Origin of the sequence: Thalassolituus alkanivorans (assembly GCF_020447205.1) — a bacterium.
In the GTDB taxonomy this organism is placed as follows: Bacteria; Pseudomonadota; Gammaproteobacteria; order Pseudomonadales; family Oceanobacteraceae; genus Venatoribacter; species Venatoribacter alkanivorans.
On record NZ_JAJAEL010000004.1, the window covers coordinates 1 to 21553 of the forward strand.

General features: G+C 51.5%; 19 protein-coding genes. 7 read left to right on the plus strand and 12 right to left on the minus strand.

The window, feature by feature from the left end; translation table 11 throughout:
• Positions 1 to 1256 (minus strand): CRISPR-associated endonuclease Cas3'' (locus tag LGT44_RS00870; protein WP_230333498.1); only part of this gene is annotated, 1256 nt, incomplete at its 3' end.
• Complete coding sequence (cas1f, locus tag LGT44_RS00875) at positions 1253 to 2230, minus strand: type I-F CRISPR-associated endonuclease Cas1f (protein ID WP_230331710.1); 978 nt, start codon at positions 2228 to 2230, stop codon at positions 1253 to 1255. The genes LGT44_RS00870 and cas1f, both read right to left, overlap by 4 nt.
• Before the next feature lie 320 nt (positions 2231 to 2550).
• On the opposite strand from cas1f, the gene LGT44_RS00880 reads away from it, so the two are divergent.
• A complete protein-coding gene (locus tag LGT44_RS00880) occupies positions 2551 to 3624 on the plus strand; it encodes a hypothetical protein (protein ID WP_230331698.1) in 1074 nt (357 codons plus the stop codon).
• A 140-nt stretch (positions 3625 to 3764) separates the two neighbouring features.
• Here LGT44_RS00880 and LGT44_RS00885 read toward each other — a convergent pair whose 3' ends face one another.
• Positions 3765 to 5006, minus strand: coding sequence for an MBL fold metallo-hydrolase (locus LGT44_RS00885; RefSeq protein WP_230331699.1), 1242 nt, complete (start codon positions 5004 to 5006; stop codon positions 3765 to 3767).
• Positions 5007 to 5108: 102 nt separating this feature from the next.
• Positions 5109 to 5756, minus strand: coding sequence for a peroxiredoxin-like family protein (locus LGT44_RS00890; protein WP_225691792.1), 648 nt, complete (start codon positions 5754 to 5756; stop codon positions 5109 to 5111).
• Positions 5757 to 6046: 290 nt separating this feature from the next.
• Between LGT44_RS00890 and LGT44_RS00895 the strand changes: the two genes are divergently transcribed.
• Positions 6047 to 6994: a fructosamine kinase family protein gene (locus tag LGT44_RS00895; protein ID WP_230331700.1), complete on the plus strand. Its 948-nt coding sequence runs from the start codon at positions 6047 to 6049 to the stop codon at positions 6992 to 6994.
• 76 nt (positions 6995 to 7070) lie between these two features.
• Here the strand turns inward: LGT44_RS00895 and pdxH are convergent, their stop codons facing one another.
• A complete protein-coding gene (gene pdxH, locus LGT44_RS00900) occupies positions 7071 to 7709 on the minus strand; it encodes a pyridoxamine 5'-phosphate oxidase (RefSeq protein WP_230331701.1) in 639 nt (212 codons plus the stop codon).
• A gap of 88 nt (positions 7710 to 7797) precedes the next feature.
• Complete coding sequence (menA, locus tag LGT44_RS00905; protein WP_230331702.1) at positions 7798 to 8652, minus strand: 1,4-dihydroxy-2-naphthoate octaprenyltransferase; 855 nt, start codon at positions 8650 to 8652, stop codon at positions 7798 to 7800.
• A gap of 158 nt (positions 8653 to 8810) precedes the next feature.
• On the opposite strand from menA, the gene LGT44_RS00910 reads away from it, so the two are divergent.
• Complete coding sequence (locus tag LGT44_RS00910; protein ID WP_230331703.1) at positions 8811 to 9284, plus strand: RDD family protein; 474 nt, start codon at positions 8811 to 8813, stop codon at positions 9282 to 9284.
• A gap of 53 nt (positions 9285 to 9337) precedes the next feature.
• On the opposite strand, the gene lptG is transcribed toward LGT44_RS00910, so the two are convergent.
• Both lptG and lptF read right to left on the minus strand, forming a co-directional pair.
• On the minus strand, positions 9338 to 10402 hold the full coding sequence (gene lptG / locus LGT44_RS00915) for an LPS export ABC transporter permease LptG (RefSeq protein ID WP_230331704.1): 1065 nt from the start codon (positions 10400 to 10402) through the stop codon (positions 9338 to 9340).
• The gene (gene lptF, locus LGT44_RS00920; protein ID WP_230331705.1) at positions 10402 to 11472 is read right to left on the minus strand and encodes an LPS export ABC transporter permease LptF; all 1071 of its coding nucleotides are present in this window, start codon (positions 11470 to 11472) and stop codon (positions 10402 to 10404) included. The genes lptG and lptF overlap by 1 nt, the downstream gene beginning before the upstream one ends.
• 120 nt (positions 11473 to 11592) lie before the next feature.
• Between lptF and LGT44_RS00925 the strand changes: the two genes are divergently transcribed.
• The 3 genes from LGT44_RS00925 (at position 11593) to LGT44_RS00935 (ending at position 16415) form a co-directional block, all read left to right on the plus strand.
• The gene (locus LGT44_RS00925; RefSeq protein ID WP_225691786.1) at positions 11593 to 13059 is read left to right on the plus strand and encodes a leucyl aminopeptidase; all 1467 of its coding nucleotides are present in this window, start codon (positions 11593 to 11595) and stop codon (positions 13057 to 13059) included.
• A gap of 1132 nt (positions 13060 to 14191) precedes the next feature.
• The gene (locus tag LGT44_RS00930) at positions 14192 to 15082 is read left to right on the plus strand and encodes a restriction endonuclease (protein WP_230331706.1); all 891 of its coding nucleotides are present in this window, start codon (positions 14192 to 14194) and stop codon (positions 15080 to 15082) included.
• Between the two features lie 82 nt (positions 15083 to 15164).
• Positions 15165 to 16415: a hypothetical protein gene (locus tag LGT44_RS00935; RefSeq protein WP_230331707.1), complete on the plus strand. Its 1251-nt coding sequence runs from the start codon at positions 15165 to 15167 to the stop codon at positions 16413 to 16415.
• A gap of 202 nt (positions 16416 to 16617) precedes the next feature.
• On the opposite strand, the gene LGT44_RS00940 is transcribed toward LGT44_RS00935, so the two are convergent.
• The 4 genes from LGT44_RS00940 to LGT44_RS00955 form a co-directional block, all read right to left on the minus strand.
• On the minus strand, positions 16618 to 16821 hold the full coding sequence (locus LGT44_RS00940; RefSeq protein WP_230331708.1) for a hypothetical protein: 204 nt from the start codon (positions 16819 to 16821) through the stop codon (positions 16618 to 16620).
• Positions 16814 to 17062, minus strand: coding sequence for a sulfurtransferase TusA (gene tusA / locus LGT44_RS00945; protein ID WP_230331709.1), 249 nt, complete (start codon positions 17060 to 17062; stop codon positions 16814 to 16816). The genes LGT44_RS00940 and tusA overlap by 8 nt, the downstream gene beginning before the upstream one ends.
• Before the next feature lie 72 nt (positions 17063 to 17134).
• Positions 17135 to 18352: an MFS transporter gene (locus LGT44_RS00950; protein WP_230333500.1), complete on the minus strand. Its 1218-nt coding sequence runs from the start codon at positions 18350 to 18352 to the stop codon at positions 17135 to 17137.
• 211 nt (positions 18353 to 18563) lie between these two features.
• Positions 18564 to 19874, minus strand: a complete 1311-nt coding sequence (locus LGT44_RS00955; RefSeq protein WP_230333502.1) for an acetyl-CoA C-acetyltransferase — start codon at positions 19872 to 19874, stop codon at positions 18564 to 18566.
• A gap of 241 nt (positions 19875 to 20115) precedes the next feature.
• Here LGT44_RS00955 and LGT44_RS00960 point away from each other — a divergent pair, with 241 nt between their 5' ends.
• Positions 20116 to 21531, plus strand: a complete 1416-nt coding sequence (locus LGT44_RS00960) for a 3-oxoacyl-ACP reductase (protein WP_230333504.1) — start codon at positions 20116 to 20118, stop codon at positions 21529 to 21531.
• Positions 21532 to 21553: the final 22 nt, after the last annotated feature.

A 21553-nucleotide genomic window follows, 5' to 3' on the forward strand; every position in this document is an offset into this window, starting at 1 on the left:
TTTCTTAAGCCCCGATGATTGGCCAAACGTGGCAAATAACGTTCAAAACCGGGTAATGCATGGGCGATGGATGCGGCCCCCTGTGCAACCCCTAATAAATGCTCAAGCAAGGATTGATTTACCACCCGCTGACCATTTTTTTTATACGTGGTATTCGCAGCCAGTGTTTGATCAGCCTGTAAAAAAGGTGCTCGCCCGGCAACAGGTTTATCGGCTGCAGTTAAACCCAGGCTGGAATAATGATGATCTCCCAACATCAGGCAAAGCCGCGCCTGATGCATTACATAAGGATTATCCAGCCAGTCTTCGCTGTGAGTTTGCTGCAGCGATAAAAAGCGCTTCGCCAGTTTAGCTGCCTGCTTGCGCCAGATGGGTGAAACCGCGGGTAAAGAATCGGTTCCGCCCTCGATAGCCCAGTAGGCTTCTTTATGCTTCTGCTCTGCATCCTGTGCCTGTTCGTTCCAGTCGTGAGCAACCTTCGATAACAGCTCCGGAAGTTCATGCAGGGCCGGACGCTCATCCCGGGCACCGAACCACTGTTGTTTACCAGTGCTATCTCTGGCCGGTTTAAGCGGTAGGCGATGGTGAGTAACGACCAGCCAGCCAAGAGCCGCAGCCAATGGTGCCTGAGCATTCAGGCTGCGGAAAGGGTGTCGATTCTCTTCTCCGGCATCCAGACCATCGCGCCAGTAGCGGCCAGCGGAAGTCCAGAGCTCATGATCATCGGCGGTTTCATCGGCCAGTCGCTGCAGCCATTGTTCGTCAGTATCAGTGCCGACGAATGCCTGAAATAAACGCAGTGACACCCATTCATGGCGATAAAGGTTTTTCTCTGTGCGCAATCCTTTTAAGCGCTGCTGAAACGCAATACTGGCCTTACCTAAATCGTGCAACAGCCCCGCCAACTGCGCCAGTACACGAATAGTTTCAAGGGTATGCCAGTCATTTTCGTCTTCACGGCGCAGTACATTACGCGCCGTAGTATTGGTTGGCGTTGCACCTTTGGCATTGAACTGGCTGGCATCGCCGACAATCCACATCAGCTCACTATGGTCTTTGCCGCGAATCCAGTGACAGGCAACCGCTGTATTTTTACGCGCCGTTTTGCGTAAGAGTTTACGTAAGGTATTCAATCCATCCAGCGTAATGGCGGTTTGCCAGGTACGCTCTCCTCTGCGCTCGGCGAACTGATCGAGAATACGGCGACTTTCTTTTAAAGCATTCTTACTGCACTGGGAGACGAAAAGAACGTTCATGCCACGCCCTTACCCGCAGTGCTGATCGCAACGTTTTTTAAGGTATCAATCATAAAATCAAGAGATTCACTGCGCGCCAATGCTTCAATGCAGTTCTGACGGAATGCCTGTTCATCGTCACCACGCATGGCCGATAAAAACGCCTGCGGCAGAATGCAGGCATCTTTAATTAAATCAGCGGCATCAAATACCAGACCGCCACGCCGGGTTTTACCATGTAATACCGCCAAACCATGCGGTAAACCTAAAACCCAGGTGGCAGTAGCGCCCAGGCCATACGCCAGATAATTGCCGTGATCAAGAAAGCGGTTGGCAGGATCGGTGCCTGCACCTCGTTTGGCGCGGGTAAAATCACCGTAATTGACCGTATCGACTGCCAGTTTAAACAACGCTTTGGTCAGGCGGGCTTCTTCTGTAAGTAAACCAGTTGTGTCCCTCTGCTGCGGTATTCTTTCTTCACTGCCAGCGAGTAACTGGTTGAGCCTTACGGTATCAACGTTAAAGCCCTGATCCTGAAAAGAACGCCTGCACCACTCCTCTTTAAGCCGCCGAAGCCGTGCCAGTTGCATCGTTTTGGCAGCCTGAAGACGCAGCTCATCATCGAACCAGAACCTCACCCAGCCCTGTAAATACTCCGTTGGCCGGTATTCACTCTGAGGGGAAAACCACGCGACTTCGATATCCATTTCATTCGCGCTGAACAGCGGAGTACCGCCACCACCACAAAACCCAACCAGTACACCCGCCTTGGCCAGCTCACGCATCGCTGCCTGGGTAACTGAAGTGCCGGTGCCAAGCAGAATGGTCGTGGTATTGGCAATCGGGATATTCCAGTAGAGAGATTTCTTACCCTGATCGGTGACGTACTCCACACGCCCACCGTTCACCAACACCCGGCAATATTGCAGGTAATAAATATTGGCTCTTTTGGAGTGCAATATGGTTTTCAGATCTGAAGGTGAAAAGTCATCCATAGTCATCTGCCCGCCTCTCTGACGGCCTTTCTTCCCTGTATCACTTGAGCATTCATCGCTTAGCGATGCCTGCTGCGATTAGATGTTGTGACAGATGAAGATACTGACTTATTTATAATCAATCAATGTTCGGCAACGACCAGCCGAGCGCCAGTAGCCGTGATTAACATTAAGCACCATGCTGATATTTAAACCCCACTTTCCTGCTCAAATGGGGCTTTTTCGCCCCACCCTCTGCAGCCAACGGCAGTTTTTATTCATATTTTTCTGGAACATGGATTGCTACAGAACGAGAGTAATGAACTCTGAGAGATAACGGAATGCCACCTCAAAACAACCAGCAGAAAGCCAAGAAAAAGCAGGTCATACAGAAGAACGTGGCTTCAAAGCATAAATTGTCCAAAACATCGGGTGCAGGAGGCATTAAAAAACAAAAAACTGTTCATCATGGAAAACCGTCATACAGAGCACTGGATGACAACACTCTGACCCTGGTGCAACAAAAACGCGGAGGTTTTTTTGATTTTAAACCGTTGCCGATTAAGAAGAAAAAAATCACCAAAGGGGCATTCCGTTTTGAATCAAACCCTACGGTCCATGGATATAGCTCTGGTTATCATGAGTCGGGGATCACAACAGATACAACCGATCACCTGTGGAACCGGACTCAGCTGGGCAATGGGCTGAGTGCCTTTCCCAGCACGGCTCCAAACCCGTTAAAAGGAGAAAAATTTTACGAATCCAATGTTGATTCAATTCTGAAAGCGGGTGACGGTGCGAGAACGGATACGGCCCAAACGATATTGTCTGTGCCGCAAGTTAATGGTGGCGGGAGCGCCGGGCATTCTGGGTCGAATGTAAAAACCACCAAGCAGAAACAAGCTCACGACCTGTTGCGAAAGACCACCGTCGATATGCTGCGCGACAACGATATGACGCCAGGTGTAGCGTCTGTTACTTTCGGAGCACTGACCGTAGCCAGCATGGCACCCGGAAACCTGGCGTCTCAGGCGGTTGACGCCAAAAAGATTAAGGCCAGTCAGATTAAAGATCATTGGGAGAGTCAACGTGAGGAGGCTAAATCACGGGTAGAACATATGTATCAAACCCTTAGCCCCAAAGAACAAGCCAGGGTCAACCATCATATGAGCAATGTATTCAAGAGTCTGCCCAGCGACCGCCGGTTAGCAAACGGGCGATGCACCTCACCTGTAAGGGATAAAAAACGGGTAGGAACAAACGCTTTGACTGGCGGAGGATATGTTTCCTCATCTAACGATGTATTACCTACGCCAACACATTCCCTGCCGATAAAAGGAAATATGAGCAACGAAGAATATGCGAGAACAGCAACTCTGTATATGACACAGCCTTTCAGAGGGAGAAGGAAATAGAAACAACCGACAGCAGATCAATTTTTTCCTGATGCTGCCGTTACCACAGAAAATACAGATAGAGAGATGCCGAGAATATAAGGCAACTATCTATCCATAAAGACACAGCCTGCCGGTTGCAATTTCGGGGAGTATCGCAGTCAAAGCTCGGTCGCTTTTCCCAGCGTTTTCTGAACCATTGGCAGTTGAGCCAAACGACTATTATCCCCCTCTTCCGCAACCATTTCCTGATTTTTATTTCCCTGCCCTGCAATCTCCTCTTCAATTAACGGCTGCCACCAGTAACTGAAACGTTGTTCGCTGCCGATAATCACACCTTCGCCAATGATCGGTGTAACCAGCGCAATATTGCGTTGTTCGGCCTGCTGCCGTACCTGTTCCAGCGGGTCGTACCAGGCATGAATCGACAGGTCGAAGGTGCTGTTATGGATGGGCAGCATCTGTTTACCACGTAAATCGATATGCGCCTGTACACTTTGCTCCGGCATCATATGCACATGCGCCCAGCGCGGGTTATAAGCGCCGTTTTCGATCATGGTTAAATCGAACGGGCCGTAGCGCTCGCCGATACTTTTGAAGCCGTCAAAATAGCCGCCGTCGCCACTGAAAAAATAACGTTTATCGTCGCGGATAATCACCCAGGATGCCCACAGGGTTTCATCACCGTCCAGCACGCCACGGCCGGAAAAATGCTGCGCCGGAGTCGCGGCTAATAAGGTGTCGCCAACCCGGGTTTCCTGCCACCAGTCGTGTTCATGAATACGCTCTTCGCTTACGCCCCAGTCACGCAGATACTGGCCAAGCCCAAGCGGTACATAAAAGCCTTCTGCCCGGTCGGCCAGTGCACGGATGCTGGCTTCATCCAGATGATCGTAATGGTTATGGGAAATTATAATGCCGGTCAGTGCGGGTAATTCGTCCAGCCCAATAGGCGGTTGATGAAAGCGTTTGGGCCCTGCCCACTGCACCGGAGAGGCACGTTCGGAGAATACCGGGTCCAGCAGCCAGAGTTCGCCATTAAGTGCCAGCAGCAGGGTTGAGTGACCGATGCGGTATACGCGATGTTCTCCGGCAGGCAGCTGTTGCAGCTCTTCGGCATTGAATGAGCGCACCGGAATGGCCTGTGAGGGTACCGAGCGCGGATGTTTGCGGGTCGCCAGCTCCCAGAATATTCCGGCGACCTCTTTCAGCCCCTGTGCCGGGCGCGGCACCGGATTCACAAACTGCTTTTCTGCAGGCAGGTATTGTGGTGATTGTTGCAGCCGTTCGCTCTGAATACTGCTCTGCGTACGGTTACTGGCACAGCTGCTCAGCAACACAGGGATCACCACCAGTAAAATCAGAACCGTTACCGCTCCGGCTGCCAGAATGGGGTATTTCATGTGTTCCTCCGGCCCACCCGGGGCATTTTGATCGCCCTATATTAAGTAACCGATGGTTATTAATAAACCATTTCAGACGACCACTGTGTTCTCTCCAATGAATTAATCGGGGCTCTGTAACGCCTCAGTCTGCTGATGGGCAAAAGCCAATACATCATCCAGCGGCGGATGATCACCTTCGTCGCGGCCATAATACGCCCGCCGGATCACGCCATTGGCATCTATAAAAAAGTTCATCGGCATGGTGTGTAATGCACCACTGAAAGCGCTCGGCCAGTAGCCTTTTACCAGCATGGAATACAGCACAGTCGGCAAGCGCAACAACATTCCTTTAACCACCCCCAGCCAGGAATATTGCACACCGAAACGACGGTGAACGCGGGCTTTGGCATCCGCCAGAATCGGATAAGCTGAATCATGGCGTTCTGAATAGGTCCGCAGATCATCCAGCGAGGAATCAAACACGGCCACCACCTGAAAATCCTCTGGCAGTTGCGCTTTCAACTGCAACAGGCGATGTAAACGTAAATTGCAGAATGGACAAGCAGCAAAGCGGAAGAACACCAGCAAGGCAGGTTTTCCCAGCAACTGCGTGCTGCTGAACACAGTGCCATCCAACGCCGGTAATTCAAAGGCGGGTATCTTTTGCCCTGGCTGCAATCTGCCCGATACCGGAGGTTCTCCGGCCGGGATATTTTTATTACCGTCACTGTTATTGTTTTGCGGTTGGGGAGATGCTGGCTGATTCATTACTGTTCCTTTATAGGGCCTGTGCACGCCACGGGTTAAAACTCTCTGCCTGTTGTCGCTGTAGCGGTGCATTTCTTACGATGCTTTTCTGTTACTTCTTTTTATAACCGTAAACGTGCGAAAGAAGTGGCGATCAATATTCTGTTAACACTCCGTAACCGGAACGTAATCTCTTGGTAAAAGCCCCATAAAATGCTCAGCCCAGGGTATGAAAGTGTTAACTGCTAAGCATTATTTCTGTCTTTACCGCCATACACTGTACAACTGTTTAACCGTCAGAGTGTTGTGCTATGAACCATGCTTTTGCCCTTGATGAGCGTGCACCCGGTTACCATGACGACCATACAGCTCAGCCATTACTCCGCGATGTTCTGGCCGATGCGGTAAATAACAGGCTGCTGTTTCCTTCCGCAGCCGATCTGCGCGGCTTCAGCCGCCATCAACATAAAAATCAGCTGCAGTTCAGTGTGCAGACGGCCGCTGGCGCGTTTTTTATTAAATGCCAGGAGCTGGCTTATCTGCCGCGCTTTGCCGCTGAACAGGAATGCCTGCTGCGGATGATGGCCACGCAAACCATCGCAGCCTGCGCACCACTGGCACTCGGCTCAGTTAAACAGCCAGATATCCAGCCGATGGCATATCTTATCCTGCAGCATATACCTCTGGCAGTACACGGTGACTGGTTCAGTGCCGGGCAGCAACTGGCGCAGATGCACCACCACACCACGGATAAAGGCTATGGTTTCGAGCGTATGACCTGGGGTGGCGAAACCGCTCAGGACAACCGCTGGCAGGAAAGCTGGCGTGAATTTTTTATCGGCCAGCGTCTGCAGCCCTTACTCGCGCAACTGCTTGAACGCGGTATCCGCCTGGCGCACAGTCAGAAAGCCTTACAGCGCGCCAGTGAGATACTGGCCTGCCACCAGCCTGATGCTTCGTTACTGCACGGCGATTTATGGTCGGGTAATATTGGCTTTAATCCGGATAAACAATTGTCTTACCCGGTATTATTTGATCCGGCAAGCTATTACGGCGATGCCGAAACCGATCTGGCGATGACCGAGTTATTCGGCCGCTTCCCGAAAAAATTCTACGACGGTTATGAAAGTATCAATCCGTTATCTGCCAACTACGAAAAACGCCGCCCGGTGTATCAGCTCTATCATCTGTTAAATCATGCTTTGCTGTTTGGTGGCAGCTATATTCCTCAGGCCGAAGCGTTAATGGCGAAGATCTGATTTTTTCGTGGCATTTAAAGCCTGAACGTAAAAAAGCCCGGAAATTCCGGGCTTTTTTATTTCAAGCATTTTTATCTTAAGGATTCAGGCGCTGCTTTTTCCATTCACCGGCTGCCATAGAATATTCCAGCCGGTCATGCAGACGATGCTCACCACCCTGCCAGAATTCCATACGCGCAGGTTTCAGGCGATAGCCACCCCAGTAATCCGGCAGCGGTACGTCCTGCCCGGCGTACTGCTCAGATACCTCAGCAAACTTAGCCTCCAGCGTAGCGCGGTCGGCCAGGGGACGGCTTTGCGCTGACGCCCAGGCACCGAGCTGGCTTTCCCGTGGACGGGAGTGAAAATAGGCTTCAGCCTCGGCGCGGCTGATCTTTTCCACCAGCCCCTGCACCTGTACCTGACGCTCCAGATTAATCCAGAAAAAATGCAGGCTGGCATGAGCGTTAGCCGCAAAATGCAGCCCTTTGTTGCTGTCGTAGTTGGTAAAGAAGACGAAGCCATTTTCGTCGTAGGCCTTCAGCAGCAGAATACGCTGCCAGGGCTGGCCTGCGGCATCAACCGAAGCAACCGTCATAATGGTTGGCTCCAGTGGGTTGGTGCCACGGTATTGCTCAAACCAGGCATGAAACTGGGTCATAGGGTCGGCCGCTGCCGTTTGTTCGTCTAACCGGCCCTGAGTGTATTGCCGACGGATATCACCTAAATTAACCATTTAACTCTCCTGCCTGTGTTCATAATAACGATGCTGAAAGTCTAACCTTTGCAATCGTTCTGAATATTGATCTGTCGCCCTGAGCGGTTTAAAACGCGAGAAAATCAAACGCACGCAGCAATGCAAACAACAGACAAAACAACGCGGTCTGAGCCAGCTGCCGGTTCAGCTTTATGCCATAACGCCGCCAGATGCGCAGCACCAGCCACAGTGCGGCCGGCAACGCACACCAGACAAAGCTCAGAATATTCGTCGGTAACAAGACAAAGGGCAATAAAATCAGCGCGGCATACACCAACCGGGTGGCACGCTCCCCCAGCCACAGTGCCAGAGTGGTTTTGCCAGCCAGCGCGTCGCTGTCGCGGTCACGCAGATTATTCACCAGCATAATGGCCGCCGTCAGCAAACCCATCTGTACCGCCGCCAGCCACACATCCGGCGGCAATGTCTGGCGCTGCAGATAATAACTGCCGCACACTGCCAGCAAACCGAAAAACAGAAAGACTGTCACCTCCCCCAAGCCATGGGAAGCCAGCGGCACCGGGCCGGCACTGTAAGCCAGTACCCCCAGCACTGAGGCCAGCCCCAGCAAGGCAAAGGGCCAGCCGCCCTGCAATACCAGCCAGCCACCGCTGATAACAGCCAGCAATAAACTCAGAATCAGCCCGCCCTGCAGCTCACGCACACTGAGCCAGCCCGATTGTGCTGCCCGCGCCGGACCAAGGCGCACGCCTTCATCGATGCCACGCTGAAAATCGAACAGGTCATTGGCAATATTCACCGCCACCTGCAGTGCCAGTGCACACAGCAGAATCACCAGCGCCAGCGACCAGGAAAATCCCCCGGCCGCTGCCGCCATACTCTGGCTGAGTAATACCGGTGCCAGTGCCGCCGGTAAGGTTTTGGGTCGTGCGGCCAGAACCCAGGCCTGTTGTTTGTTCACAAATTGTCCTTATCACTTGCCCTTATACATCGGGCTGTCAGCGGGCAAAGTGCACAGCTGACGCTTTCTTACCCGTCTGCGGCTTGCTTTGGCAGTCAGGACGCAGCTCTTTTGCTATGATGCGCGCCTGTTCTTTGCCGACCGTTACAGGTGTTGTTATGTCTGATCAGAATTACCCGACCGCTCCGCTTTCCCGCCGTCTTGCGGCGCTGGCTTACGATGCTCTGGTTCTGATTGCTCTTTATATTATGCTCGGCGGCCTGCTGGTCACCGCTGTATCCAAAATCATCGGCAGTCCGGAGTTTGTGCGTCTCAGCCCGGCGATGTCGATGTCCGTCATGTTTACTATCTGCTTTCTTTATTACAGCCATTCCTGGCGTCGTGGCGGCCAGACCATTGGTATGAAAGCCTGGGGACTGAAACTACTGAACGACAACAGCGATAACAACAAAAACAATAACGGCACTGGCATTCAGCTCAGCCAATGTATGCTGCGCACCGGGGTTGGTTTTTTCTCGCTGTTGTTTGTGGGCCTCGGCTTCTGGTGGATGCTGTTTGATAAACAACAACGCAGCTGGCACGACATCGCCTCTCTGACGCGTATGGTTTATATCCCGAAGAACATGAAATAAACGCCCTTCCGGCACTGCCCACGCCCCGCGCTATCCCAAACTGGCCGGGGCGCCTACCCTGCCTTACGCATCAGCAATACACCCAGCAAAAAGCAGCCGACAATCGGAATAATGCTCGCCCAGATGGGCGCAAAACCGAACACAATGCTGGCCGGTGCCAATAATTCCTCCGCGTATTTATACACCAGACCAACCAGAATACCGGAGAAAATCCGGTAACCCGGCGTCACGGCGCGCAACGGCCCGAAAATAAAAGAAATACCCAGAATCACCAGCGCAAAAGTACCTAAAGGCTGCGTGACCTTACGCCAGAAGGATAATAAATAATTGTCGGCATTCAGCCCCTGCTTAGCCAGATAACGGGTATAGCTGAACAGGTTGGAAATCGACATATCACGCGGCTGTATCATCACCACACTAAGGCTTTCCGGGGTTAACTCGGTATCCCATGAAGCGGTAGGAAAACGCCGCACTTCGGTACGGTCCCCCAGCAACAATACATCCTGAACGTCTTCCATCTGCCAGTGCGAGCGCTGATAAATCGCCCGCTGCGCTGTGCGTACCCGCTGCAGCTCGCGGTCGACATCAAATTCATACAGGGTGACACCGTGCAGTACGCCACCGGGCTCAACCGCGGTAAAACGCATAAAATCGTAGCCTTCGCGGTGCCAGTAGCCTTTGCCTTTATTCGACAGTACATCGCCTTTGCCCTGGGCTACGGCTTTTTGTGACTGAGCAATACGCTCCAGCGTCGGAATAGCAAACTCAGCCAGCAGCAGGCTGAAAACCATCAGTACCGCCATTGGCTTGAGCACAGAGATACTGATGCGCGCTACGGAAATACCGGCAGCACGCATTACCGTTAATTCGCTGTTGGCGGCCATGCTGCCAAGACCAGCCAGACAACCGATCAGACAGGCCATCGGCATATATTCATAAGCACGGCGCGGCAGACGCAGGCCCATAAATTCCAGCGCCTGAGCAAACTGATAATCGCCTTTCAGCTGATCGAGTTCGTCTACTAAGGTAAAAATCGCGTCCAGGCCAACAATCACAATAATGACCACCAGCGTGGCCATAAACACATTACGTGCGACGTAGGAATCCAGCTGATTCATTACAGGCCCTTAATCTTGCGCCGGCGAATCCACTCCGGCAGTAACAACAAACCCGCCGCAATCAGCAGATAAACAATATGAAGACTCCACAGGCCGATGGCCGGATTGAGCGTACGTTTTTCAATCATGCCGGTCATGGCAATCAGCAGCGAGATATACACCATAAACAACACAATGGCGGGAAACAGCCGGGCAAAACGCCCCTGACGCGGATTCACTTTCGATAACGGGAAAGCAATCAGGGTGACAATAGGCACCATTAAAATTAATGAAATACGCCACTGCAGCTGCGCCTGATGCTTAGGGTCGGCCGAGCCGATCAGTTCCAGCGTTGGTACCGCTTCTTTGCGCAGCTTGCGCCGCTCTTCCGGCTCGTCGGCAATTTTTACGCCGTATAAATCAAAATCCAGCACCTGCAGCTGCGCACTGCCCGGAGTCAGGTCGTAACGGCGGCCTTTATGCAATTCCAGAAAGCGTGAGCCGGTTTCATCACTCACATACTGAGTACCGCGTTCAGCCAGAAGCAGCGTATTGCCATCAGCAATAAACACCTGGTGCATCTGGGTTTTATCGCCCGACAGGGCTTCGGTATAGGTCACGCGGGAACCGGTAGCGGTACTCTGAAAACGCCCCGGTGCCAGTAATTCAAATTCGGTTAATTTCGATTGTTTTTCATACAGGTTTTCCATTTTCTGCGCCCCCCAGGGGCTCAGCACCAGAGTAAAACTGGCCACCAGCAGGGTCAGAAACAGCGCCGGAATCATGGTGTAACCGAGTAATTTTTTATCCGAAAAACCGGTGGCGGTAAGTACCGTCATCTCGCTTTCGGCGTACAGACGGCCATACGTCAGCAGGATGGAAATAAACAGCGCCAAAGGCAGAATCATTTCCAGAAAAGACGGCAGGCGCAGCAACAGGGTAAAAAACACAATATCCAGCGACACCTCACCGGCCGCCGCCGCTGCCAGCTGCTGAATCAGACGACCACTCATCAGGATCATCAGCAGCACAGTGGTCACTGCCACCAGTGAGCCGGCCAGTTCCCGGGCCAGATAACGGAAAAGAATCAAAATACTTACCTTATTGCTAACAAACGGCTGTGTTCCGCCCTTGATTTTCGTACACTTGAACGCATCTTTGAGTCAAACGGGCAGGCAACACCGCCCTTTCTTTTCCCGTCAGGAGCCATCATGCAATATCAGATTTCCACGAATTCTGCCGCCGATGTTCAAGCCAGCTGTATTGTGGTCACTCTCGACCAGTCAGGCAAGCTGTCTGACGCCGCCGCTGCCATCAATAATGCCAGTAACGGTTTTATTCAGGCCCGCATCGATGACAAAGACATCAGCGGTAAACTGGCCCAGACCCTGTTACTGCCTGCCGTTGCCGGGGTAAAGGCCAGCCGCGTATTACTGGTTGGCACCGGTAAAGACGCCCTGACCCGCAGCAGCGCGGTTAAAGTGCTGAACGCCATCGCCAGCGCCTGCAGCGGTTTTTCCGGCAGCATTGCGCTGGCCCTGAACGAACTGGCGAATGATAACCTGAGCGAAGAATGGCTGGCAGAACAAAGCGCCATGGCCTTCGGCAACGCGCTGTACCGTTTTACCGAAACCAAAAGCAAGCAGGATGACGACGTTCGCCAACCCGACAGCATTATCTGGCTGGGCAGCGATGTCAGCGCCGCGCTGAACAAAGGCGAAGCCGTGGCTCAGGGCGTGGCTTACGCCAAAACCCTCGGCAATATGCCACCGAATATCTGCACCCCAAGCTATCTGGCCGAACAGGCACAGGAACTGGCCGCCAGTGGTGCTCTGGAAGTGACCATTCTGGATGAAGATCAGCTGGAAGAAATGGGCGCCGGCGCCTTTGTTTCCGTTGCCAAAGGTTCGTCTGAGCCGGGCAAAATGATCATTATGAAATACAACGGTGCCGCCGATAAAAACGCCGCGCCGCATATGATTCTGGGTAAAGGCATCACCTTTGATACCGGCGGCATCAGCCTCAAGCCGGGTCTGGGCATGGATGAAATGAAATACGATATGTGTGGCGCCGCTTCCGTACTCGGCACCATGCAGGCCTTGCTGGCATTAAAACCCGCCATCAATGTCATCGGCATGATCACCAGCGCCGAAAATATGCCGGCCGGTCATGCCAGCAAGCCCGGTGATGTCGTCGCCAGTTTGTCCGGCAAAACCATCGAAATTCTGAACACCGACGCCGAAGGCCGCCTGGTGCTGTGCGATGCCCTGACCTACGGTATCGACAACTTTAAACCGGCCTCCATCGTTGATATCGCTACCCTGACCGGTGCCTGTATGGCCGCTCTGGGTCGCGTTAATTCCGGTTTATTCACCACCGACGAAGCACTGGCCGGTGAACTGCAGAATGCCGCCAGCCACAGCGGTGACAAAGTATGGCGTCTGCCACTGGAAGATGATTATCAGGAACTGCTGGATTCCAACTTTGCCGACATCGCCAATATCGGCGGCCCGCTGGCCGGTGCCACCACCGCTGCCTGCTTCCTGTCGCGCTTTACCGAAGGCACGCCATGGGCGCACCTCGATATTGCCGGTACCGCATGGAATACCGGTGGTAAAACCAAGGGCGCTACAGGACGTCCGGTGCCGTTATTGGTGAATTATTTGCTGGCGAAGTAAGCGGTAGCGAGCATAAAAACCGGCCAGCCCCAGTGTTGGCCGACAGCCTGGAGTGGCATCGTGTGACTTCAGGCTGTGCATTAATCGATTACTGTATTTCAGTTTGAAACGCCTTTGCGGGGCAAGCCCCTGCGCCCCCTGCAAGGAGAGGTATCTCCTTACGATCCTCTCTTTTCGGCGCGTCCGGCTTCATCCAGCCAACTGCAATGATTATGCGGCACGCAAAACAATGATTCCGGGCATCCATGCCCTTCACCCTTCGGGCCAGCCTGCGGCTGTTGAAATGGCTCCTGCCATTTAGCCCGCCCCGGAACGACGCTTTAAAACACCAAACATTTATATCGTTCCGGGGCAGGGTTTTGCTCTGAAGGCCGCAGAATCATCTGGTTGTCTGGCGCCGCACGATCGCCGGTTTAAGCAATCCGCTCAGCCGCATTTCAACGGAAACCGCGTTTGAGACATGATATTTAAAAGAATACGTTTTTCTCGTTCCCGCGCTCCGCGTGGGAATGCAACTGTCGCTTCAAGGGCCAGCGGATTGGTCAAACAGCGTCCTGCAGGCGCACAAGCTAAAGCCCGAAGCCATATTTCAAAGCAGACACTGCACTGTGGGAGCGGATCTTATCCGCGACAGGCCAGCCATACGCTCACGCTGATGGTAGGGTGGGCACTGCCCACCAAAGCCATTGTCGCCTCTTGCCACTTGTAACCAGTTTTATCAATTATTGAACCTAACCCCGAATTTCAGTACTCTCGACCCAAAGCAGGGATGCCGCTATATCGTACAAACACACCGTCCGGACACATGCCCTCCCCGCTTACAATCCCGAATAATAAAACCACGCGATTCCTGCCCTGCGTATACAAGGACGGGCGGCAGCGTGCCTGGAATAAAAAGAACAGATAAACGCTGGTTACTGTCGGAAAGTGATAGCTGCAAAGTCTAAAGAGCAGTTCAGGGTAAAAGTGCGCATGCGCGTTTATATCCTGACAAGAAAGAAAATAACGATGATTTTTACAGCCCGGACTGTGGCTTAGGCTGAGAATCTGAATAAGGGCTTAGGTATGTTAATGAGCATGCCTACTAAGAAACTGTTAGGCTTTAGTTTAAACTCATGCATAGGGTTATAAATTGATAAAATATCAATATCCACCACTAAAATCTTGGGATGATTTTGAAGAGTTGTGCTCTGATCTTTTCAAGAGAGAATGGAATGATGATTTAGCCCAGAGGTATGGTCGGCAGGGATCGACTCAGCATGGGGTTGATATCTATGGGAAATCTGAAAACTCAGGAAAATACACAGGAATTCAGTGTAAAGGTAAACAGATATACCCAGAAAAAAATATAGATATAGAAGAGATAAAAATGGAGATAGAGAAAGCAAAACTATTTCCATCAGATCTGCAAACGCTAATATTTGTCACTACTGCACCTAGAACTACAAAAGTTCAAGATTACATCCGGTCCACTAGCATTTCCAATCGGGAAAACGGACTGTTTGATGTTGGTGTTTTGTTTTGGGATGATATTGAATCATTAATCAATAAGCATAAAGCTGTGGCAGAAAGGTTTTATGGAAGCATTGAATCTTCTAATGTGAAGGATAGCGATAGATATTCCATTAAGAGGGTTAAGGCGGGATTAAACTATGAATCTTTTATTGTTCCCCTCAAGGAGGAGCCATTCTATCCTAACTTTGATAGTCGCCTTATTTATCCCTTATACGATTTTATAGAGCTAGAGAGGAACCCTAATGTATATTTCTCAGATGAAGAAATAAGTTATATATTTAGAAGACTAACAATAGTCGCGAAGCGTATTGTAGATTTAGTAGGTAGGCACTCCTTTCCCTGTAATCCCCCTAAAGGCTCTTACATTGAAATACCATATAAAGATTATCCTAATGGGTCCAAGCACCAGAAGTTAATGCTAGACACAATTGAAGAGTTAATTTTTGACTCAAGTGAATTCTTTGATACGTACATATTATTCATGGAGCGCACTCGAGCTTTAGCCTAACAAACACATGTTGTCGGACTGATTTTCCGCTGCGTTCCAAAACAGCTGCAAATGTGGGCGTTATGCCGCAAAGGAGCAACCATTGAGCATTGAAGCAATTTCTACTAACTGCGCAACAAAATCTGTTGAATTTGAGCAAGAAGCTAGAGGGAATATTTTAAAAATTAAAATCCCTAAAGCACGCGGCTTCGAATACCTAAAACTAAATGAAGAAATTGCCCGGTTAGCTATTGAACGTGAGCTTAAATTTCTTGATTATAGGTATATTGAGGGTTACGAGGCTATATGGTCTCAAGAGCATGATGTAGTTGAATGTGAAGTGGAGCTACCACAGAGAGGGTTCCCTTTTGAAAGAATGTTTCGGAATAATGAAGATGTTTCTGAAAATGGAAAGGTATACATTGAAACACATATACCTGATGTAAAAGTAGAGCTCTCTGAAGTTACAGATGAATTCCATCTACTAGACGAATATAAGGACACAAATCGTCCCCGCCCAATAATTACTGTAGATAGATTTGATAGAAGAAAGGGTTGGTTTACTAGTCTAAAAGTGACTGGCATGGGAGTTACTAATCATGACAAAGCAAAAGAAGTCATTGAAACTATTTTTGCATCAATCTGCTTCCAATTTGACTGTAAGACCAACCTACCATTAATGCTTGCAGTAGAGCGAAATTATTCAAGGGTTAAAACTAATAGAGCAGCTACAGAAAATTTTGAGCTAACCGCTGTAAATCAAAAATATGATAGTGAAGCATTATCATTATACTGGTACGCACAATCTGCTCTTGGCATGCCTTTATTGCAATATTTAGCTCTTTATCAAGTTATCGAGTTTTATTATCCAATATATTCTGAACTAGCAGCTCAGAAGAAAGTTGCTAATGCTCTTAAAGACCCATGTTTTAATTCTCACAATGAAAAAGACATTGCAAGAATTTTTAATATAGTTAAAACAGCTTCGTCTGCTAGGTCAGAACTTTCCCAACTTGAATCTACTTTCAAAGAATGCATTGATGCATCTTTACTTCGTGATTGGTTAAAATCTGAGAGTGAAAGAGAGGAGTACTTTCGCTCAAAAAATGCTGTTAAATTATCTGAATATAAGATTAATTCAAACTCTGAAGATGACGAGTTACTGAGACAGGTATGGCAAAGATTCTATAATATTCGGTGTCGAATAGTTCATACAAAAGGTGCTGAGGGAGAATTAGAAGTACTTCACCCTCAAAGCAAAGAGGTTAAATTTTTGGAATACGATATTCAGCTAGCTAACTTCTTAGCGCATCGAGTACTAATTTCATCTAGCAAACCTATAAATGTAGCATAACAAGCTGTTTAACAAGGACAATGATCTTCCCCCGCTTTAACGGACACCAAAGTCAAACTGATGAGGTGTCCAATGCCCAAATATACTCAGCCAGGAAAGACCTGGTAGTATTCAAATGAATTTAACCCAGATGTAACCTGACAGGCACCAAGTTAAAACGGGCAACTGTCAGATCGGGTCTGAACTACTACATATTAGTAACTCAGTCTGCGCTTTCCTGACTCTGAGGTTTGGCTTTTTCATCCGCTGTAGCCAGCATCTCTTCCATTTCTGCCTTCTGTTTTAACGCACAGGCGTGGAGTTTTTGCTGGCGCATACGGCGGATTGCTTCCAGCGGGTTTTCTTCAGGTTCGCTCTGCGATTCCCTTCTCATACCAAATGACCCGCTGATATCAGACTCACTCATCGTCACTCGCCTTTTTAATCAGAAAACGGAATACGCCATCAACCTCTTCCTGCAGCAATAATTCATGTTCCAGGAAATTGCAGAATTTTAAAAAATCGCGCCGGGTCGAAGGGTCGGTGGCGAGAATTTCCACCACCTGACCAATCTGCATATCGCGGATCTGGTTGTGCAGCATCATCACCGGTTCCGGGCAGAACAGCCCTTTGGTGTCGAGGTGAAAATCAATGGCTGTGTCGTTCATAACTCTCTTCTTACCTGTTCGTTTTGCCTGGTCGTCCTGTCCGCTCGTTTTGTCTGCAGAGCCTGTGTTCACTCAGACCAATGCCTTGCGTGACGGCAGTAAACCGCGCTGTACCAGCGCCCAGACCGCACTCATCGCCGCCACACACAATATGGCTGACAGCACAAAGTGGCCATCATACCCCAGAGTTTTGGCGCTGAAACCGGAAAGTGCACCGGCCAGCATACCGGCAATAATCACCAGACAGCTTTGCAGGGCATAATCGGCGGCGGCACAGTGTTCGCGGCAACGGTCCATCATTACGGTAAATAACGCCGCCGTCGCCATACCACCGGCAATGTGCTCAACGATCACCGCCAGATAAATATGCAGCCAGTCCGGCGCCTGCCCTGCCGCCGGCTGCAGGCCGAGATACGACAGCAGCGCCAGCGCTTCGAGCAATAAAAATCCGAGCAATGCGCTTTGCCGTCCGAGTTTACCGACCAGCCAACCACCACCCAGCGCACCAAGCAGACCGGCCAGAAAACCCACGGTTCCCAGAATCAAGCCCATCTGCTCCAGCGTCACTCCGGCATCGCTCAGCATCGGCCGGATCATCGGCGTACCAAAGGCATCACCGAATTTATACACCAGCAGAAACAGCAGCCAGAAGGCGGCGTATTTCAGGCGGAAAAAGCCCAGCCACAAAGGCCACAACGGCTGGCGGTCAACCACATGCGGCTGCGGCTTAAACCACCACAACGGCAGCGAGCCCAATAGCATCAGCAACGCCAGCAGCAACAATGAATTCTGCCAGCCCAGCAGCGGATACAGCGACACCAGCGCGCCACCGGCCAGAATCATCCCGACCCGGTAACCGGCGACCTGAATTCCATTACCGATACCGCGCTGCTCCGGCGGCAGGTTTTCTACGGCCATGGCATCGGTGGCGATATCCTGCGTCGCCATCAGGGTATTCAGCATTAACAGCAGGCCGACAAACACCGCCATCGCCTGCCCGGTCCATAAATCCAGTGGCTGACTGGCAATCACAACCAATACCGCCACCGCGCTGTAATTCATGGTCAGAATCCAGCTGCGGCGGAATTCCTGTTTACGCAGAGAAATACGGTCGAGCCAGGGCGCCCAGATAAACTTCAGCGCCCAGGGCAGCGCCAGTAAAGACAACAGACCAATAATGGTCAGGTCCATGCCCTGCTTACGCATCAGCGCCGGCATAGCCTGCCCGAAAAAGCCGTGGGGTAAACCCTGCACAATATAAAGCCCGCTTAAGGCCAGCCATTTATTCATTCTGTTTCTTCTTTTGTTGTTCTGCTTTTTATCTGCTGCAGTCGGCTCACAAAGCTGACGCGGCTGACTTTACACATTGCGCTGCGGCTGTGCCAGCTACACAACCCTGTTTTTCGGCCCATAAAAAAACCCCGCAAAGCGGGGTTAAATTTATAAGTATTATGAGGTGAGAGTGTAGTTATTGTGTCTTTGGTCTGTCGTTGCTGAACGCTCAGCGTTCCAGAATAGCCACAACGCCCTGACCGCCAGCGGCACAGATCGAAATCAGACCACGGCCTGAACCTTTCACTTCCAGCATTTTCGCCAGCGAGGCCACAATACGGCCACCGGTGGCTGCAAACGGATGGCCGGTCGCAATAGAAGAACCGTTCACGTTCAGTTTGCTGCGGTCGATGCTGCCCAGCGGCTTGTCCAGACCGAGTTTTTCTTTGCAGAATTTCTCGTCTTCCCAGGCTTTCAGGGTGGAGGCGACAACGCCGGCAAAGGCTTCGTGGATTTCGTAGAAATCAAAGTCTTGCAGGGTCAGACCAGCGCGTTCCAGCATACGCGGTACGGCATAAGCCGGTGCCAGCAGCAGACCTTCTTTATCTTTATTACCGTCTTTACCGAAGAAATCGACAGATGCGGTTTCATGGAAGCTCAGGTAAGCCTTAACCGGCAGGTTGTGTGCTTTCGCCCACTCTTCAGACGCCAGCAGAACCACAGAAGCACCATCGGTCAGCGCCGAGGAGTTACCTGCGGTCAGCGTGCCTTTGCCGGATTTCTTATCGAAAGCTGGTTTCAGGCTGGCCAGCTTTTCCAGATTCGGCGTGCGCGCCAGGTTATCTTTTTCCAGACCCAGGTAAGGGCTGACCAGATCATCGAAGAAACCACGGTCGTAAGCGGCCAGCAGATTGGTGTGGCTGTTAAAGGCGATTTCGTCCTGCTCTTCACGCGAGATGCCCCACTCTTTTACCGTCAGCTCGGTGTGCTCACCCATGGACAGATTGGTGCGTGGCTCGCCGTTGCGCGGTACCAGCGGCGCCAGATGCTTAGGGCGGATTTTCGCCAGCAGCTTGAGCTTTTCACCGGTGGTCTTGGCGCGGTTTACGTCCAGCAGGATTTTACGCAGGCCTTCGTTCACACCGATCGGCGCATCGGAAGTGGTATCGGAACCACCGGCAATCGCGCTGTCGATCTGGCCCAGGGCAATTTTATTCGCCGCCATAATGATGGCCTGCAGACCGGTACCACAGGCCTGCTGAATATCAACACCCGGAGTACGTGGGTCGAGGGCGGTACTGAGCAGGGTTTCACGCGCGAGGTTAAAGTCACGGCTGTGCTTGATTACCGCACCGGCAATGAATTCGCCAATCTGCTCGCCCTGCAGGTTGTAACGGTTAACCAGACCATTCAGCGCTGCGGTCAGCATGTCCTGGTTAGAGGCATAGGAATACGCGGTGTTGGAACGCGCAAAAGGAACACGGTTACCGCCAATGATGGCTACGCGGCGGATGGTCTGTTTAGCACTGCTCTTGGTCATGCCGGAAATCCTGTATTGGTTCTGATTATTGGGTAAACATAGATATCACAACGGCAGGCTCAGCGTACTCTGCCATAAACGCTGCTCAGTTTAGCGCCCGCACAATGGCTGGCATTGGCTGAAGTGACAGTTTTCCCCTCTTATCTGGTCAATTTCACTCCTGATAATTGCTGCTGTAATCTGCTACCGTCCGGCGCTGTGCCATTTTCTTTGTTATCTGTGTGTTAATCAGGACCCGACCATGAGCAATTTTATTGAATCTGTACTCGACAGCAGTATGGGCCGCAGTCTGATGAAATCAGTTCTGCCCAAATCGATTGAACTGAAACGCTACAACCCGAATCAGGCGACTTACTTTGAAGGCCGTGTGCTGATCGGCGCCTGCGAAAACGCCGCGCTGCTGAGTGACATCATGCGCAACCTGAAAGATGCCAAGGCCAGCGTATTCTTCCCGGCAGCAGCAAAAACCGCTGCCGCCATCGTGGCCGCCGCCGGCGAGCACGGTATCAAAGCTGTCGGCATCGAATGCAGTGCCGATATGACCGACAAGTTCGATGCCTTTGTATTCGATGCTTCCGGCTTTGCCGACACCGCCGACCTGAACCAGCTGTATTACTTCTTTAACCCGGTGATGCGTAAGCTGAACAGCAATGGTCGTGTGATCGTACTGGGTCGTCCACATATGAAAGCCGCCACCGGCGAACAGGCGGCCGCCATGCGTGCACTGGAAGGTTTCTCCCGTTCTGTAGCGAAAGAAATCGGCAAGAAAAGCGCCACCGCTCAGGCAATCTACGTTGAAACCGGTGCTGAGAAAAACCTTGATGCGGCCTTCCGCTTCGTAATCTCCGCCAAGTCCGCTTATGTCGATGGCCAGGTGCTGACCGTGCGTAAAGCGCAGGACGTTGCCTACCCGGATTGGCACAAGCCGCTGGCCGGTAAAGTCGCGCTGGTGACCGGTGCTTCCCGTGGTATTGGTGAATCCATCGCCCGTACTCTGGCGCGCGACGGCGCGACCGTTCTGGGTCTGGATATTCCGCCAGCAGAAGGCGATCTGCGCCGCGTGATGGCCGAAATCGGTGGCGAAACCCTGCTCGGTGATATCTCCTCCGCCGAGGCACCACAACAGATTTCCGACAAACTGAAAGAAATGGGCGGTGGTGACATCATCGTGCATAACGCCGGTATCACCCGCGACAAGACCCTGGCCAATATGCCGGAACACTGGTGGAACATGACTATCGACATCAACCTGTCGGCGGAAGAGCGCATCAACCACGTGCTGTTTGAACAGGGTACGCTGAACAACGGCGGCCGCATTATCTGCGTATCGTCCATGAACGGTATCGCCGGCCAGACCGGTCAGACCAACTACGCGGCCTCCAAAGCCGGTGTGATCGGTTATGTGCAGTACATGGCTGACGAACTGATGGCCAAAGACATCACCATCAATGCCGTGGCACCGGGCTTTATCGAAACCGCGATGACCGATGCCATCCCGCTGATGACCCGTGAAATCGGCCGTCGCCTGAACTCTCTGTCGCAGGGCGGTAAGCCGGTTGATGTGGCGGAAACCATCGCGTTTTTTGCCAATCCGGCGGCTTCCGGTGTCAGCGGTAACATCGTCCGTGTCTGTGGCCAGTCTCTGGTCGGTGCGTAATATCTGACGCTGATAAAAAGCA